Source organism: Tissierella pigra (assembly GCF_018917845.1).
Classification (GTDB): domain Bacteria; phylum Bacillota; class Clostridia; order Tissierellales; family Tissierellaceae; genus Tissierella; species Tissierella pigra.
Genome location: NZ_JAHLPJ010000001.1, coordinates 2,508,059 through 2,525,253, shown reverse-complemented (window position 1 = coordinate 2,525,253; position 17,195 = coordinate 2,508,059). Strand labels below are relative to the sequence as shown.

The window sequence follows — 17,195 nt, the reverse complement described above, 5'->3', positions numbered from 1 at the left end:
ATAAATGAAATGGATAGAAAAAATATTTAATAGATATAATATTGTTACATATATCGTTGTTCTTCTTATGTTTCTTTTATCTTTCAGATTGGCTATTTTAACTATTGTGGAAGGTGATGACTATAGGGATAAAGCAGATAATAAAAGATTAAAAGAAGTATATGTTTCTGCACCAAGGGGAGAAATAAGAGATAGATATGGTAGGCTTTTAGCAGGAAATAAGCCTAGTTTTACTGTGCAACTTTTAAAAGATGAACTAAATATAAAGGATAAAAATAAAAAAAATCAGGCTTTATTGTCTTTAGTAAGACTACTGGAGGAAGATGGAGTTACATATGTAGATGATTTTCCAATTAAATTAAATGCCTTTAAATATAAGGCTGAGGAAGATTATTTTAAGGAAGATTTAATGCCTAATGACAAGGTAGTAGATATTATAATCAATCATAATCTCATGGGAGAGCTGCTTGAAGCTTCATATATTCATCAAGAATACCCAGAGCATTACAAATTTTCTATAATAGAAAAAGCTATAAATGCTTTAGAAGATAGAGACATAGAAGTTAATAGAGAAGGTCTTACGGTTGGTGAGTTAGTAAGCCTAATACAAAACGATAAAATAATCATAAGAAAAATAATAGACCATCCAATTTCTAGGAAATTGATATACGAAATCTTAACTAATAAGAATTTAACTGAAAATATTATTATGGAAGATTATTCATTAACTTATGATGAAGAATATAAGGAGCAAAAAAGAAGTTTAATGGGCTCTTATCCAGAGGTTACAGATAAAACAACAGCAAAACAGGACTTTGTCAGTATAGTTATGAAAACATCTATCAATGATATTTTAGAAAGAGTAATAGAAAAAGAAAATAATAAAGGAAAAATCGAGATTATAGTACCTGGAAAAATATTATTAGATATGATATTGGAGAAAGATCCCAATATACCTATAAAGATAGAGTTAAGTGAAGAGAATTCTAGTGTAATATATAAATATACAGGAAATGAAGATATAGGGGATAAATCACCTACAGACATTTTAGTAGAGTATGGTAAAAAGGCTGGAGTTATGGAAGAATTTATTATTAATGATAATATAAGGTCAGTGGCACAGGAACAGCTATTAAATAACGGAATAAATCCTAAAATTTCTATTGCAAAAGATTTTGAATATGTATTTATAAATAATAAGAAAAGATGGTATAATGGATATAGTATAGATGAAACAAGTACAGTTAAGGAAGCTTTTGAAGCCTTAAAAGAAAAACATGAAATATCTAAGGATTTAAGTAATTATGAGGCTAGGTCCATACTTATACTATATGAAGTTCTTAGTAAACAGGGACATTTAGCTTATCAGCCAATAAATATTGCATATGGTATTAAAGATTCAACTGTGGCAAAAATAGAGGAAGGGTTATCAGATTTACCAGGTATACAGGTCTCCATAGAACCTGTTAGATATTATCCAGAGAAAAATACTGCGGCTCATATACTAGGATATTTAGGGAAAATCAGTCAGCCTAATGAAATTAAAAAATATGTAGATGAAGCTGGATACTCCCCTAATGATATTATAGGTAAAGCTGGAGTTGAAGAAAGCTTTGAAGAAGTTCTAAGGGGAGAAAATGGAGTAAAAAGAGTAGAAGTAGATGTACTAGGAAATACAACAAATATCTTAGATGAGAAAAAGCCAACACCAGGAAACAATCTTTATTTAACCATAGATTTGAAGCTGCAAAAATTTGCAGAAAATGTATTGCGTCAAACATTAGAAAAAGTTCAAGTTGGCGGGACATATGAAAGTCAATGGGGTAATTATCAATTTGGAAATAACAAGAAAAAGGGAAGACCATATGTAAATGCCACATCTGGTGCAGTAGTAGCCACTAATGTTAAAACAGGAGAAGTTTTAGCCATGGCTAGTTATCCTGCTTATGATCCGAACTTATTTGCAACAGGCATATCTGATACAGATTGGTTAAGTTTATTCCCAGAACACGATAAAGACCCATTAGCACCTAGACCTTTGTATAATATAGCTATTCAAACTGCAGTACAACCGGGTTCTACCTTTAAGATGGTAACTGGACTTGCTGGCTTGGAAAAAGGACTAAGCCCTACTAAGCGTATAAGAGATATGGGATATGTTCAAATTGGAAATTATAAACCAGCGTGTTGGATTTGGAATCAAAGCAGAGGAACTCATGGATATGAAAACTTATACGAAGCAATTAGAGATTCATGTAACTATTATTTTTATACATTAGCCTTAGGTAGAAATCAAAGAACTGGAGAGAGTATAGGAATTAAACTTGAGATTGAAGATATAGTAAATTTATCTAAACAATTAGGACTAAATGATAAAAGTGGTATAGAAATAAATATACCTGCAGAAGTATCTGGTGGTGTTCCAGATCCACAAAGAAAAATAATACTTACTAAGTCCATGTTAAAATCCTATTTACGTGGTAATATAGAAAAATATGTAAAAGAAGATACTATATTGGATCAAGATACTATTAAAGATATAATAGAAGATATAGTAAGCTGGACTGAATTAGAAGAGCCTTTATCTAGAGGTGAGGTTATTAGAAGATTAGATGCTTTCGGGCTAGAGCCAGAAAAGAGACTTTCAGGAGAAAAGGAAGGACTAGCTGATAGAATTAAATTTAGTTACTTGCAACAAGCAGGGTGGAATATAACAGATACTTTAAATGTGACCATTGGTCAAGGTCAAAACTCCTATAGTCCTATTCAGATGACAAACTATATAGCTACCATAGCTAATGGAGGTTATAGACATAAGGTAACTTTAGTAGATAATGTAAAAAACTATAATAATTCTAAGGTTATTTTAAATAAAGAACAAGAAGTTGAGAGAATAGAGTTAAATAACTACGAAAACTTAGAACATATTAAAAGAGGAATGTTGGAAGTATCAAATGATGGTTCTTCCAGAAGAATATTTGGAAATTTTCCTGTACAAGTAGGCTCTAAAACAGGTACTGCTCAAAGAGCAGGGGTGAATCCTTACACAGGAGACACTTATGATGATTTTGCATGGTTTGTTGCTTTTGCACCTTATGAAGACCCTGAAATAGCAGTGTCAGTAGTACTGTTTCAAGGTGGTAGTGGAGGTTATGCAGGACCTATGACAAGAGATATTATTGCAGAATATCTAGGATTAAATGTAGTTGGAACTAAGGAATCCCTACCTTTTAAAAACAGTTTATCAGAGTAATATGAAACCTATTTAAATTATTGTGGAGGTAGCTTAGAAAGTGAAAGATGACTTAATTAGTTTTAAGGGTGTTAAGGAAGGTGTTTTTCTAAATGTTAATGGGGCAGATTTGTTAATTATTAAGAAAGAACTAGATAAGAAAATGAAAAATGCTCCCAATTTTTATAAAGGAATAAAACTTTTAGGTATTAAATCAGAAGGATTGTCCTATGAAGACTTAGTAGAATTAAAATTGATTTTAAAGTATAAATATGATTTGGTAGTTTCTGAAGAAGAACTGCCAGACTATATACTTAATCCTAAATTAAAAATCCATGAAGACAATAAAGAGTTAGACACTATACCTGATTCTACATTTGATGGTATAGATTGTGGAATGACAAAATATATAAATGGGACTCTAAGATCAGGACAAACTGTTGACTATGATGGTAATATAGTTATAATAGGAGATGTAAATCCTGGAGCACTTATAAAGGCTAAAGGAAATATAATAGTCCTTGGTACAATTAGAGGAGTTGCTCATGCTGGAATATGTGGAAACTTAAATGCCATAGTGGCAGCATATAATTTACAACCTATGCAGTTAAGGATTGGGGATATAATTGCTAGACCGCCAGACGAACAATCAGAGATATATAAAGTTCCGGAGGTCGCAAAGATTAAAGATGGGGAGGTAATAATTGAACCATATTTACCTAACAAATAATAAAAGGGAGGATAATAAATGGACAAAGAGAAACTAGGAACCGCCATAGTTGTCACTTCAGGAAAAGGTGGCGTAGGAAAAACTACAACATCTGCAAACATAGGAACTGGACTAGCTGTTTTAGGAAAATCTGTAGTAGTTGTAGATGCAGATATTGGGCTACGAAACTTAGATGTTGTTATGGGATTGGAAAATAGAATAGTCTATGATATAGTTGATGTAGTAGAGAAAAATTGTAGGCTAAAACAGGCTTTGATCAGAGATAAAAGACATGAAAAGTTATACCTTTTACCAGCTGCCCAAACAAAGGACAAATCTGCAGTGAGTCCAGATCAGATGCTTGAATTGGTAAATCAGCTAAAAAAAGAATTTGATTATGTTATTATAGATTCTCCAGCAGGAATAGAACAAGGATTTCAAAATTCAATAGCTGGTGCTGATTTAGCATTAATAGTAACAACTCCTGAAATATCAGCTGTAAGAGACGCTGACAGAGTAATAGGAATACTTGAGGCAAAGGGATTGCATAATCCTAAACTAATAATAAATAGAATCAGGCATGAAATGGTAAAAAGAGGAGATATGATGAATATGGATGATATTATAGATATTCTAGCCATAGATTTATTTGGTATAGTACCAGATGATGAAGCTATTGTCATATCTACAAATAAGGGGGAGCCAGTAGTTATAGATGAAAAAGCATTATCAGGAAAGGCCTTTAAAAATATAACCAAAAGAATAATAGGAGAAGAAGTAGAATTTCTAAATTTAGATGTTGATGAAGAAGGAAAGCTAAGCAAAATCCTAAAAGTATTATTTGGTAAATAAGGGGGGAGTTTCTTGGAACTATTTAAATTATTTGGGAAAAAAGATGAAAGTAGTAAAAATGTAGCTAAAGAAAGACTTAAATTAGTATTGGTACACGATAGAGCAGATCTTTCACCTAAATTTCTAGATATGATTAAAGGTGATATAATTAGGGTAATATCTGAATATGCAGATATAGATGAGGCTGGATTAGATATTAAACTAACAAGAATGAAAAGAGACAAGGATAATTCTACAGTTTCTGCATTAGTAGCAAATATACCTATAGTAAAAGTAAAGGATAATCAGTAAATAATATAGTGTAAAATTTAATATTGATAAACTTTATACTATATAGTATAATAGTAAAGATGTATAACCAAAGAAAAATTTAGGAGGTTTGAAATGAAGAAAAAAGTATTAGCCTTAGGATTATCAGTGGTAGTAACTGCTGCTATTTTTACAGGATGTACTAAAAAAGAACCGACTCCAGTGGATGAAAACAAACCAGGTGTAAATGAAACAGCAGGAGAAACAAATGGCAACTTAGTAGATGGTACTTATTTAGTTAAAACAGAAGTAAGTGATCATGGGAACTATTCTATGGCAAAACTTGAGGTAAAGGATGGACAAATTGAGGCACTTGATTATAATGAGTATTTAGTGGACTCAGGAGATGCTAAAAATGAATCCAATTATCCTTATGCAGAAGGAATAGCTGTAATTAAAGATTTAAACGCTCAATTTAATGACAAAAAAGACCTTAGTGCAGTAGACTTTGATGCAGTTTCAGGTGCAACTAGTACAAAAGGAACTTTCAAAGAGATTACTGGACAGTTATTAGATAAAGCATCTAAAGGAGAAACTTATACTCCAGTATTTAAAGATGGAGAATATGAAGCTAAAGCTGAAGAAGCTAGTCATGGTTGGTTAGCAGAAGTTAAAGTAAAGGTTCAGGATGGACAAATTGTTGGTGTTGACTATGCCGAAATAGCAGTAGAAGATGCAGATGGAGTTAAAGTAGGAGATAGAAAGTCAGCAGATAACTATGCTTATGAGCCAGCTTTTGAAGTAGCTAAAGCAATGCAAAAATTAATTGTGGATAACAATGGAACAGAAAACCTTAATGTAGATAGTATTACAGGAGCAACAACAACTAGAACTACTGTAATAGAACTTGTAAATCAAGCTTTAAGCTCAGCAAAATAAAAATAAAACCCTAACTAAACGTTAGGGTTTTTTTAAAATAATATGGAGTGATAAAATGAAAATTAGCAGATATATGTTTTGCATACTTCTAGCTTTATCATTGGTTATAACAGGATGTACGAAGAATAAAAGTATAGATCCTATTTCTAGGACAGAATTTTTAATGGATACAGTAATGACTGTGAAAATTTATGATAAGCCTGATGAAAAGATTTTAGATAAGGTATTTTTAAGATTAGAAGAAATAGAGAAACGAATGAGTGCTACATTAGAGGAAAGCGATGTAAATAAGATAAATGAAAATGCAGGTATAAAGCCTGTATCCATAAATGAAGATACATTTTTTGTCATAAGTGAAGCAAAATATTTCGCTGAAATTTCTTCTGGTGCATATGAACCTACTATTGGACCTTTAGTAGATTTATGGAATATAAAGGCAGAAGAGAAGGAAAGGGATTTCATACCTACAGCTGAAGATATAGAAAAAACCAAGGTTTATATAAACTATAATAATCTTGAGTTATTAGATAATAATCAAGTATATTTAAAAGAACAAGGTATGAAGATTAATCTTGGTGGTATAGTAAAGGGATATGCTACAGACGAGGTTAGAAGAATATTAAGTGAAAATGGGGTAAATAGTGCAATAATTGACTTAGGGGGAAATGTCTTTGCTCATGGAACTAAACTAGAAGAAACCCCTTGGAAGATAGGGATTCAAGACCCATTTGAGCATACTGGAAATTTTTTAGGAGTAATAGAAGCTGAAAACAAGTCCATAGTCACATCTGGAGACTATGAAAGATTTTTTACCTATAAGGGTAAGAAGTATCATCATATTTTAGATACTAAAACAGGTTATCCAGGAGATAATGAAATAACTGGAGTAAGTATTATTTCAGATAAATCCATAGATGGAGATGGATTGTCCACTACATTATTTGTTTTAGGTGTAGATAAAGGAATAGAACTAGTTAATTCATTGGAAGGTATTCAAGCTATATTTGTTACAAAAAATAGAGATGTATATATTCCTGCAAGTTTAAATGATAAATTTAATTTGAATAATGGGAATAAACATTTTAACATAAAAGAATATTAATCAATAGTATAAATTCTACCAAATATCATATAGTATATTGAGGTAGGTGATTTTATGAATAAAAGATATTTTAAATCTTCTAATAGTTATTATAATAGGCAGATTAATAAATTAGTTTTTGTTTTAGTTACTTTATTAATTATACTTTTAATTAAGATGATGAATACTAGAATAACAAATGATATTATCAATATTATTGAAAAAAATGTATATTATGAATTTAGTTTAAAGAAAGATGGAGAAAAAGTAAAAGAATATTTAGTAAAATTCGTAGATACATCTATGGAAACAATAGAAGGTCTAACAGGACAACTTTATAAACATAACAAATAGAGTACCTCGGGATTTCCCGAGGTACTCTATTGAAGAGTAAAATTTTCCTACTAATATTGGGAGAAAAGTGATAAGATAATACTTAGAGTATCAATGAAAGGTGGAAACAAATGATAAATCAGAAGAAGCTTGATAGGGTTCTAAAAAGAGTAGAAAGACCAGCAAGATATATTGGAATGGAACAAAATTCAGTATCAAAAGATTTAGAAAAGGTGAAAGTAAAATTTGCCTTTTCATTTCCAGATATATATGATGTTGGAATGTCTCATTTAGGACTTCATATTTTATATAATTTAATAAATGAAGAAGAAGATTTCTTATGTGAAAGAGTGTTTGCTCCTTGGACAGACATGGAAGAAGAAATGAGACATGAAAATCTTCCTCTTTTTACATTGGAAAGCAAAGAAGAAGTAAGAAATTTTGACTTTTTGGGATTTACACTACAATATGAAATGAGTTATACAAATATATTAAATATTTTAGATTTATCTAAGATCCCTTTATTATCTAAAGATAGAACAGATGAGGATCCTTTTGTATTAGCTGGAGGACCTTGTGCATATAATCCAGAGCCAATAGCAGACTTTATTGATTTCTTCATAATAGGTGAAGGGGAAGAGGTAACTATAGAAATACTTCAAGTATATAAAGAGCATAAAGAGGGAAACTGGAATAGAGAAGAATTTTTAAAATCAATTGCTAAAATTCAAGGGGTCTACGTTCCTAAATTTTATGATATAGTATATAAAGAAGATGGAACTATAAAAGAGAGAATTACCCTTATTGAAGGGGTGCCAAGTAAGATAGACAAAAGAATGATTAAAGATTTAGACTCCATGTTTTCACCAGAGAAAATGATAGTACCATTTATTGAAACTGTTCATGATAGAGTAAGTATGGAAATATTTAGAGGGTGTACCCATGGATGTAGATTTTGTCAGGCAGGCATGATTTATAGACCCATAAGAGAAAAATCTGTAGATAAAATAGTAGAATTAGCAGATAAATTAGTGGAAAGCACTGGATACGAAAATGTTTCTTTATCTTCCCTTAGCTCTTGTGATTATTCGGAATTATATTTACTTATTACAAAATTAATGGAAAAGTTTGAAGAGAAGAAAGTAGGAGTATCTTTACCATCATTAAGATTAGATTCCTTCAGTATAGATATATTGAAGGAAATTGAAAAGGTTAGAAAATCTGGATTGACTTTTGCACCAGAGGCAGGAAGTCAGAGACTTAGAGATGTAATAAATAAAGGAATTACAGAGGAAGATTTAGTCAATACTGTAAGCTATGTATTTAAAGAAGGGTGGTCCACTATTAAACTATATTTTATGGTGGGATTACCTACTGAAACTGACGAAGATGTAATGGGGATAAAAGATTTAGCTTATAAAGTTAAGGATATGTTTTTTGATTTGCCTAAAGAAGAAAGAAAGGGTAATTTAAAGGTAACAGCTAGTGCTTCTTGTTTTGTACCTAAACCATTTACTCCTTTTCAGTGGGTAGGTCAAGAATCCATGGATGAATTTTACAGAAAGATATATCTTGTAAAGAATAGTATAAAAGATAATAAGGTAACATTCAATTATCATGACCCTAAACTAAGTTATCTAGAGGCTATAATAGCCAGAGGTGATAGAAGAATATCTAAACTTATACTTAGGGCTTGGGAGAAAGGCTGTAAATTTGATGGATGGTCCGAGCACTTTAAATATGATACATGGATAGAGACTTTAAAAGAGTTAGATATGGATGGAGATTTTTACGCTTTAAGAAATAGGTCTTTAGAGGAAAACTTACCTTGGGATTTCATAAATCCAGGAGTATCTAAAGAATATTTAATAAGAGAATATAAAAGATCAATAGAGGAACAAACTACACCTGATTGTAGAGACCAATGTAGGGGTTGTGGAATAAAGGGATGTACAATGATTGGCGGTGAAAACAATTGATTTTACGAGTTACATTTTGCAAGAAGAATTATTTAAGATATATTGGGCATTTAGATCTAATGAGATTGTTTCATAGAAGTTTTAATAGAGCAAAAATTCCTCTAAAATATTCGGAGGGTTTCAATCCCCATCCTAAGTTCTCCATAGCACATCCTTTATCACTGGGAATTGAATCTGAGGAAGAATATATGGATATAGACCTAGATTATATGGCAGTAGATGAATTTATGGAAAAAATGAATGAGGTATTGCCAGATGATATTCAAATCACTAAAGCAATATACTTAAAAAAAGAAGAATCTATAGCATCTTTGATTTCTTGGGCATTTTATGAAATAAACTTTGATATAATTAAAGATAAATCTAAAGAAGAAATAGAAGATATAATCAACACTTGGTTATGTAAAGAAGAAATAATGATTACCAAATTAAAGAAAAAAGGTAAAAAGAAAATTGAGAGACAAGAAAACATTAAAAATCTTATAGGAAATATAGTATTAAAAGAAATAAATCATAACAATGTAATAATAGATACACTAATAAAAGCAGGAGATAATGGAAATTTAAAGCCAACTAACTTAATGGAAGCTTTAAATAGAGATACAACTCTTAATATAGATATGGATTCTATAACCATAAAAAGATTAGGTCTATATGCGGAAAAAGATAAGAATATATATAAGCCTTTATAAGATAGGAGAGTTTTTATGAGTTATATTTTTATTGATTCCTTAGATGGATTTCAAAGAGTAGGCATTGTAGAGAATAATAGACTTGTTGAATATCATTTAGAAAAAGAAGAAAAGAAAATAGTTGGAAATATTTATAGAGGTAGGGTAGTCAATGTATTACAAGGTATGGAAGCAGCATTTGTAGATATAGGAGAAGGTAAAAATGCCTATTTATATGTAAAAGATGCTCTACCGAAGGAAATGTTATATAGTGGCAAAAGATATAGTATATCAGAAGTGGTCAAATCTGGGCAAGAAATAATAGTTCAGGTAATAAAAGAACCTTCAGGAAATAAAGGTGCAAAAGTGACTACTCATATTGAAATACCTGGTAGATTCTTAGTATTTACTCCTTTTTCAAATAAGATAAACATATCAAAGAAGATTCGAAGTATAGTTGAAGTAGAAAGCCTAAAAGAAATAGGAAAAAAAATCATAAAAAATGACACTGGTCTAATTTTTAGAACAGCTTCAGAAGGTATAGATGAATCTATATTACAAGAAGAGTACAATATTTTATATGATATTTATGCTAAAATAGAAAAAGAAAGAAATTTCTTACCTTGTCCTAAATTATTATATAAGGAGCCTAGTTTAGGTTATCAAATAATAAGGGATAGCTTTAATGATGAAACTGAAAAAATCATAGTGAATAATAAAGAAGTTTATGATAATTTGATTTTAACTGAGGAAACATTTCCATTCAGGTTTTCTAATAAGATGGAATTAGACAAAGATTTTTCTATTAACTATAACACAGGAATTCAATTGGATTTACAAACTGCATTACAAAGAATAGTCTCTCTTAAATCTGGAGGGTATATAGTTATAGACGAGACAGAGGCACTAACGGCTATAGATGTGAATACTGGAAAATTTGTAGGAAGTAGTTCTTTGGAAGATACCATAGTAAAAACCAATATAGAAGCTGCTGGAGAAATTGCAAGGCAAATTAGACTTAGAGATATAGGTGGTATAATAATCATAGATTTTATCGATATGAAAAATAAAAATGATATTTCCAATGTTTTAGCCATACTTCGTAAGAATTTAAAGAAGGACAAAATAAAAACTAATATCATAGATATTACAAAATTAGGTCTTGTGGAATTGACTAGAAAAAAAATAAGAAGGTCTTTGTCTAGGGACTTTTATAAAGTATGTCCTAAATGTGAAGGTAGAGGTCATATTATAGAATAGATTGTGATATGAGACAATACATTTGTGACAAGTAAATATGAAAAAAGGAAAGACCTCTGATATAATGTTGTTTACCATAACAAACAAAAATCGGAGGGATCTTTCCTTATGAAAACAATTATAACAGAAGAGATGAGATTTCGTCAAAGGGTAGTTAAATATGCAATTAAACATGATAATAATGCTAAGGCAGCTAGAAAATACCATACCAGCCGTCAGCAAGTTCAACGCTGGAGAAAAAGATATGATGGTGATGTAAAATCCTTGGCCAATAGAAGTACAAGACCAAAGTCACATCCTAATCAACATACTCAAGAAGAGTTAGATTTAATAAGATATAAGCATCGATACCATCAGCATGAAGGTTATGCACAGATATATCGTAAGTTAAGAGATGCAGGGTATAAAAGAACCTATGATTCTATGTGTAGACAGATAAGAAAAATGAAATTAAATGTAGCAAAGAAAAGAGTGAGCTATCCTAAATCTAACTATCATAAAAACCTTGCTACTTATCCAGGGGAAAGAGTACAAATAGATGTAAAGTATGTTCCAAATGAATGTATTGGCTTTGCAAGTAATCATAGCAGATACTACCAAATAACAGCTATTGATGAATATTCAAGAAAGAGATATTTAGAATTAGTTAATGAACTTAGCACATATAGTACATCTAACTTTTTAACACGATTAGAAGATAAATTAGGATTTAAAGTTGAATTGGTTCAAACTGATAATGGAATCGAATTTGTTAATGATCAAGATATTACAAATAAGAAAACTAGATTTGAAAAGTATTTAGAAAAGCTAGATATAAAACACAAACGTATTCGTCCATATTCACCATGGCAAAATGGTATAGTAGAGCGTAGTCATAGGATAGATAATGAATTATTCTACAGCAGAAGACGGTTTAGTAGCTATAAAGAAATGGAGAAGTCATTTAGAAGATATAGTAACAAATACAATAACATAGCAAGGAAAATTCTTAACTTTAAGACGCCAAATGAAATAGTTGAGGAGTACTTCTCTAAAAATGCTGCTTAAGATGGTATTACTAATAATTATTTAATCAAGGATCGCTATCGCTTTCCTCCTTGACAAAATAATTACTAGCAATTTAAGAAAACCACAGCATTATTCAGAGAAAATTTTTCAGAGGTCTGTGTCACATATGTTTGACTTCTCTAGAAAGAGGTCATATTATAGAATAGATTGTCTATTGACATTCATGCAAATATTTGTTAAAATATTTTGGTGTAGAGCCGCTCAATCTGGGTTTAAGTCCTAATGGCACCCTGTATTGGCGAGACTGGGTTAGAGGAGGTGCTGTAAATGTATGCTGTAATAGAAACAGGTGGTAAGCAATATAGAGTTCAACAAGGCGATGTTGTTTTTGTAGAAAAATTAGATGGAGAAGAAGGCTCAAATATAAATTTTGATAAAGTTCTTTTAGTATCTAAAGAGGACGATATAGTTGCTGGTAAACCTTATGTTAACGGAGCTAAAGTTGAAGCTGTTGTTTTAGAGCAAGGAAAAGCTAAAAAAATCGTTGTTTTCAAATATAAAGCTAAGAAAAATGCTAGAAAGAAACAAGGACATCGTCAACCATTTACTAAGGTAAGAATTGAAAATATAGTAGGCTAATTATGATTGTAGCTAAAATATTTAGAGACGAAGAAAATAAAATTAAAAAATATACCATAGAAGGACATGCAAACTATGACTCCTATGGAAAAGATATAGTATGTGCTGCTATGTCAGTACTTTCTCATACCACTTTATTATCTTTAATGGAACTTTGTGGTATTGACGAAAAAACTATAATATATTCTATAGATGATAGAGGGTTTCTAAGTGTAGAATTACCTAAAGATATAGAAGAAAATAAATTAGATAAGACTCAAATCCTACTGGAATCTTTAGTAGTAGGAATTAAATCCATAATAGAAAGTTACCCAGAGTATGTAACACTCAAAATGGGGAGGTGTAATTGATGATTAAATTGAATTTACAATTATTTGCTTCTAAAAAAGGAGTAGGTAGCTCCAGAAACGGTAGAGATAGTGAAGCTAAAAGATTAGGCGTTAAAAGAGGAGATGGCCAATTCGTTTTAGCGGGAAATATCCTAGTTAGACAAAGAGGAACTAAAATACATCCAGGAAACAATGTAGGTAAAGGTTCAGATGATACTTTATTTGCTACAGTTGACGGTGTAGTTAAGTTTGAAAGAAAAGGCAGAGATAAAAAACAAGTTAGTGTTTATCCTGCAGAAGAATTAGCATAGACCTAAGCTTACCATTATGGTAAGCTTATATTTTTTATTTTTTTGGAAAAACTATTTTAAATAAGACAATTAGATTGACAGAAGAGGCAAAATTGGTATAATAAATTTAAAAGATTTGAAAAATAAAAGAAGAAGTAATAAATGAGGATGATGAGACTATGTTTATAGATGTAGCCAATATACGTGTTAAGGCAGGTAAAGGTGGAGATGGAGTAGTAGCTTGGAGAAGAGAGAAATATGAGCCGTCAGGTGGACCTTATGGAGGCGATGGAGGCAATGGTGGCAGTATAATTCTAAAGGCTGATGAAGGTATTAGAACTTTAATGGATTTTAGATATAAACGATCATATATAGGACAGAATGGCGAAGATGGAAGATCTAAGAAACAATTTGGTAAAGGTGGAGAGGATATTATATTAAAATTACCTATTGGAACATTGGTTAAAGACGAAGCCACTGGTGGGGTAATTGTGGACCTTAAAGAAAAAGATCAAACATTTGTTATAGCCAAAGGTGGTAGAGGTGGTAGAGGAAATGCAAGATTTGCAACTGCAACTCGTCAAGCACCTGGATTTGCTGAGCCAGGGAAAAAAGGTGAGGAAAGAAATATAGTATTTGAATTAAAACTTTTAGCAGATGTGGGACTTATAGGATTTCCCAATGTAGGTAAGTCTACTATTCTATCAATTGTATCAGCAGCTAAGCCTAAAATAGCAAATTATCATTTTACAACTCTAAAACCAAATCTTGGAGTGGTTAGAGTAGGCGATGAGAAGTCTTTTGTTATCGCAGATATTCCAGGGTTAATTGAGGGAGCTCATGAAGGTGCAGGATTAGGTCATGATTTTTTAAGACATGTAGAAAGAACTAGAATACTTGTACATGTATTAGATGTATCAGGTAGTGAAGGTAGAGACCCTATAGATGATTTTTATAAAATAAATGAAGAATTAAGTAAATATAATATAAAATTAAAAGATAGACCACAAATAATAGTGGCAAATAAAATGGATATACCTGGAGCAGAAGAAGGACTTCAAAAAGTTAAAGAAGAATTTGAACCTAAGGGATATAAAATATTATCACTTTCTGCTGCAACATTGGAAGGTATAGATGAACTAAAATATGAAATTTGGGATCTATTGATAAACACTGAAATAGTTTATGAAACATTTGATGAAGAGTTTATTCATGAAGATGAAGATACTAATAACTCAATAATTGTGAAAAAAGAAGATGGAAAATATATGGTAGAAGGAGAATTTATAGACAGACTCTTAAGTGCAACATATTTTGATGATGTAGATTCCTTGAGATATTTCCAAGATATGCTTAGGAAAAAAGGTGTAATAGATGAGTTAAATAGTCTAGGTATAAAAGAAGGGGAATCTGTATTTATATGTGGATACGAATTTGAATTTTTTAATTAATGGAGGGTAAAGTACTAAAATGGACTGCTTAAATTGTGGAAACTGTAAAGAAAATCAACCAACATATTATTGTTTAATGGAAAACCAAGTAGTAATAAATGAAAACTACAAAAGAGAAGAAAAATGTAGAACAGGTTGGAAGAAAGGGAGTACAGACTACGAAAAGCATAGAAGAAACAAAAAAGAGCTGGAAGTCTAAATTAGAGGAGTGAAGTATTTGTTAACAGGTAAACAAAGATCATATTTAAAAAGCATTGCACATAATATGGACCCTATATTTCAGGTAGGAAAAAATGGGATAACTGAAAATTTTATTAAGCAAGTTGAAGAAGCCCTAGAGGCAAGAGAATTATTAAAAATAAAGGTACTAAATAATAGTTTATTAGATGCAACAGAGGTTGCTAATGAAGTAGCAGAAGCTGCAAATGCAGAGTTTGTACAAAGCATTGGAAATAAATTTGTAATATATAAGGAATCAGAAGAAAATAAAACTATTGAATTGCCTAGATAAAAAGTTTAAACTTCAGAAATATTTCTGAAGTTTAATTATTAATTTGGAGGAGAAATTCTATGAAAATTGCAGTAATGGGTGGAACCTTTGATCCCATTCACAATGGACATTTAATAGCAGCAGAATATGCTAGAACTTCATTGAAGCTAGATAAGGTAATTTTTATTCCTTCAGGAGTTCATCCATTTAAAAACAATAGAAATATTACTGAGGGGAAAAAAAGATTGGATATTCTTTCTTTAGCCATAGAATCAAATAAATATTTTGATATATCTAATATAGAAATAAATAGGGAAGGTACTACTTATACTATAGACACCATAAGAGCTTTAAAGGAGATTTATAGAGAAGATGAAATCTATTTTATTATTGGCTCAGATATTATATTTGAAATAGTACAATGGAAGGGTTTTCAAGAACTTATAGAATTATGTAATTTTATATTATTATACAGATTAGGAAAAAATGAGGATAAAATAGAAAACAAAATTGAAGAATTAAATAGATTATATGGGTTAAAATTTGAAAAGGTAAATGCACCACTTATTGAAATATCTTCTACTGAAATAAGAGAAAGGGTTAAAAGGGATTTAAGCATTAAGTATCTTGTACCAGAAATAGTAGAAGGTTATATTTATAAGCATAAGCTATATAGCAGGGAGAATATAAATGGATAAACAATTAAAGGAAAGTTTAATAGAAGATATAGGAGAAAAAAGATATAATCATTCTTTAAGAGTAATGGAAACTGCCATAGATTTAGGTCAAAAATATTGTACAGATATTGATAAAATAAAAATAGCGGCTATTTTACATGACTGTGGAAAGTTCATTGATAGAGAAAATCTGTTGAAAATGGCATATGACTTTGGTATAATCGTAGATACTTGTATGGAACATAATCCTGAATTAATACATGGACCTTTAGGCTCAAAAATTGCAGAAAAGAAGTATAAAATAAAAGACAGAGAAATTTTAGAGTCTATTTGTTATCATACCACTGGTAGAGAGAATATGACCATATTGGATAAAATAGTTTATATAGCTGACTATATAGAGCCTTGTAGAAACTTTCCAGGAGTTGAAGAAATAAGAAATTTAGCTTTTAAAGATTTAGATAAGTCGATTTTATTGGCAATGGAAAAGACTATAATATTTTTAATTGGAGAAAATAAAATTATTCATCCTGATACTGTAAAGGCAAGAAACTTTTTAGTTATAAAATCAAACAAGTTAAGTTAGTTAGTTAAAGTAATAAAAAGTTAAGATGATTTGTATTATATAAAATAATAAATATTTTAGGGGGTAGATTATGATAGATTTACAAGAAAAGTTGGATATTATTACTAAGGCCTGTGAGGATAAAAAAGGAATAGATATAAAAGTATTGAATATAACAAAGTTAACACCTATAGCAGATTATTTTGTTATAGTAAGTGGAAATTCTTCTACTCAAGTAATGTCCATAGCTGACGAAATAGAGGAAAAAATGATTTTAGCAGGATCAGAAGAAATAATTAAGGAAGGCTATCAAAGTGGAAGGTGGATACTTTTAGATTTTAATGATATAATAGTTCATGTATTCCATAAAGAGGAAAGAGAGTTTTATGACTTGGAAAGATTGTGGTCTAAGGAAGAAGAAACAAATAATCAGAACTAGGA

General features: G+C 30.5%; 20 protein-coding genes. All 20 read left to right on the top strand.

The genetic code is table 11. The features are described from left to right. The first annotated feature begins 4 nt into the window (after positions 1–4). The 20 genes from KQI41_RS12385 (at position 5) to rsfS (ending at position 17,193) form a co-directional block, all read left to right on the top strand. Entirely contained in the window at positions 5–3,253 is a 3,249-nt protein-coding gene (locus KQI41_RS12385) for a penicillin-binding transpeptidase domain-containing protein (protein ID WP_154442095.1), read from the top strand. Between the two features lie 40 nt (positions 3,254–3,293). Further along, positions 3,294–3,962 (top strand): septum site-determining protein MinC, encoded by a 669-nt coding sequence (gene minC, locus KQI41_RS12380; RefSeq protein WP_154442097.1) that lies wholly within the window; start codon positions 3,294–3,296, stop codon positions 3,960–3,962. 18 nt (positions 3,963–3,980) lie between these two features. Continuing rightward, positions 3,981–4,793: a septum site-determining protein MinD gene (gene minD / locus KQI41_RS12375; protein WP_154442099.1), complete on the top strand. Its 813-nt coding sequence runs from the start codon at positions 3,981–3,983 to the stop codon at positions 4,791–4,793. Positions 4,794–4,805: 12 nt separating this feature from the next. After that, positions 4,806–5,084, top strand: a complete 279-nt coding sequence (minE, locus tag KQI41_RS12370; protein ID WP_154442101.1) for a cell division topological specificity factor MinE — start codon at positions 4,806–4,808, stop codon at positions 5,082–5,084. Between the two features lie 93 nt (positions 5,085–5,177). Next, positions 5,178–5,981 carry an FMN-binding protein gene (locus tag KQI41_RS12365; RefSeq protein WP_216585415.1) on the top strand — a complete coding sequence of 268 codons (804 nt, stop codon included), beginning with the start codon at positions 5,178–5,180 and terminating at the stop codon, positions 5,979–5,981. Positions 5,982–6,036: 55 nt separating this feature from the next. Then, on the top strand, positions 6,037–7,083 hold the full coding sequence (locus tag KQI41_RS12360) for an FAD:protein FMN transferase (protein ID WP_216585414.1): 1,047 nt from the start codon (positions 6,037–6,039) through the stop codon (positions 7,081–7,083). A 54-nt stretch (positions 7,084–7,137) separates the two neighbouring features. Beyond that, complete coding sequence (locus KQI41_RS12355) at positions 7,138–7,416, top strand: hypothetical protein (RefSeq protein ID WP_154442107.1); 279 nt, start codon at positions 7,138–7,140, stop codon at positions 7,414–7,416. 110 nt (positions 7,417–7,526) lie between these two features. Then, a complete protein-coding gene (locus tag KQI41_RS12350) occupies positions 7,527–9,374 on the top strand; it encodes a TIGR03960 family B12-binding radical SAM protein (protein ID WP_216585413.1) in 1,848 nt (615 codons plus the stop codon). Then, a complete protein-coding gene (locus KQI41_RS12345; protein WP_154442111.1) occupies positions 9,371–10,066 on the top strand; it encodes a TIGR03936 family radical SAM-associated protein in 696 nt (231 codons plus the stop codon). The genes KQI41_RS12350 and KQI41_RS12345 overlap by 4 nt, the downstream gene beginning before the upstream one ends. 15 nt (positions 10,067–10,081) lie before the next feature. Next, on the top strand, positions 10,082–11,305 hold the full coding sequence (locus KQI41_RS12340) for an Rne/Rng family ribonuclease (protein ID WP_216585412.1): 1,224 nt from the start codon (positions 10,082–10,084) through the stop codon (positions 11,303–11,305). Between the two features lie 108 nt (positions 11,306–11,413). Further along, positions 11,414–12,352, top strand: coding sequence for a DDE-type integrase/transposase/recombinase (locus KQI41_RS12335; RefSeq protein WP_216584566.1), 939 nt, complete (start codon positions 11,414–11,416; stop codon positions 12,350–12,352). A 288-nt stretch (positions 12,353–12,640) separates the two neighbouring features. Continuing rightward, the gene (gene rplU / locus KQI41_RS12330; RefSeq protein ID WP_154442115.1) at positions 12,641–12,952 is read left to right on the top strand and encodes a 50S ribosomal protein L21; all 312 of its coding nucleotides are present in this window, start codon (positions 12,641–12,643) and stop codon (positions 12,950–12,952) included. Positions 12,953–12,954: 2 nt separating this feature from the next. Next, entirely contained in the window at positions 12,955–13,302 is a 348-nt protein-coding gene (locus KQI41_RS12325) for a ribosomal-processing cysteine protease Prp (protein WP_154442117.1), read from the top strand. Further along, entirely contained in the window at positions 13,302–13,592 is a 291-nt protein-coding gene (gene rpmA / locus KQI41_RS12320) for a 50S ribosomal protein L27 (protein WP_154442119.1), read from the top strand. Before KQI41_RS12325 ends, rpmA begins: the two co-directional genes overlap by 1 nt. Before the next feature lie 158 nt (positions 13,593–13,750). Further along, complete coding sequence (gene obgE, locus KQI41_RS12315) at positions 13,751–15,022, top strand: GTPase ObgE (RefSeq protein ID WP_216585411.1); 1,272 nt, start codon at positions 13,751–13,753, stop codon at positions 15,020–15,022. 19 nt (positions 15,023–15,041) lie between these two features. Beyond that, positions 15,042–15,221: a hypothetical protein gene (locus KQI41_RS12310; protein ID WP_154442123.1), complete on the top strand. Its 180-nt coding sequence runs from the start codon at positions 15,042–15,044 to the stop codon at positions 15,219–15,221. An 18-nt stretch (positions 15,222–15,239) separates the two neighbouring features. After that, the gene (gene yhbY / locus KQI41_RS12305) at positions 15,240–15,533 is read left to right on the top strand and encodes a ribosome assembly RNA-binding protein YhbY (protein ID WP_154442125.1); all 294 of its coding nucleotides are present in this window, start codon (positions 15,240–15,242) and stop codon (positions 15,531–15,533) included. Between the two features lie 59 nt (positions 15,534–15,592). Further along, a complete protein-coding gene (gene nadD, locus KQI41_RS12300; RefSeq protein WP_154442127.1) occupies positions 15,593–16,210 on the top strand; it encodes a nicotinate-nucleotide adenylyltransferase in 618 nt (205 codons plus the stop codon). Beyond that, on the top strand, positions 16,203–16,775 hold the full coding sequence (gene yqeK / locus KQI41_RS12295) for a bis(5'-nucleosyl)-tetraphosphatase (symmetrical) YqeK (RefSeq protein WP_216585410.1): 573 nt from the start codon (positions 16,203–16,205) through the stop codon (positions 16,773–16,775). The genes nadD and yqeK overlap by 8 nt, the downstream gene beginning before the upstream one ends. A 73-nt stretch (positions 16,776–16,848) precedes the next feature. Next, a complete protein-coding gene (gene rsfS, locus KQI41_RS12290; RefSeq protein ID WP_216585969.1) occupies positions 16,849–17,193 on the top strand; it encodes a ribosome silencing factor in 345 nt (114 codons plus the stop codon). Positions 17,194–17,195: the final 2 nt, after the last annotated feature.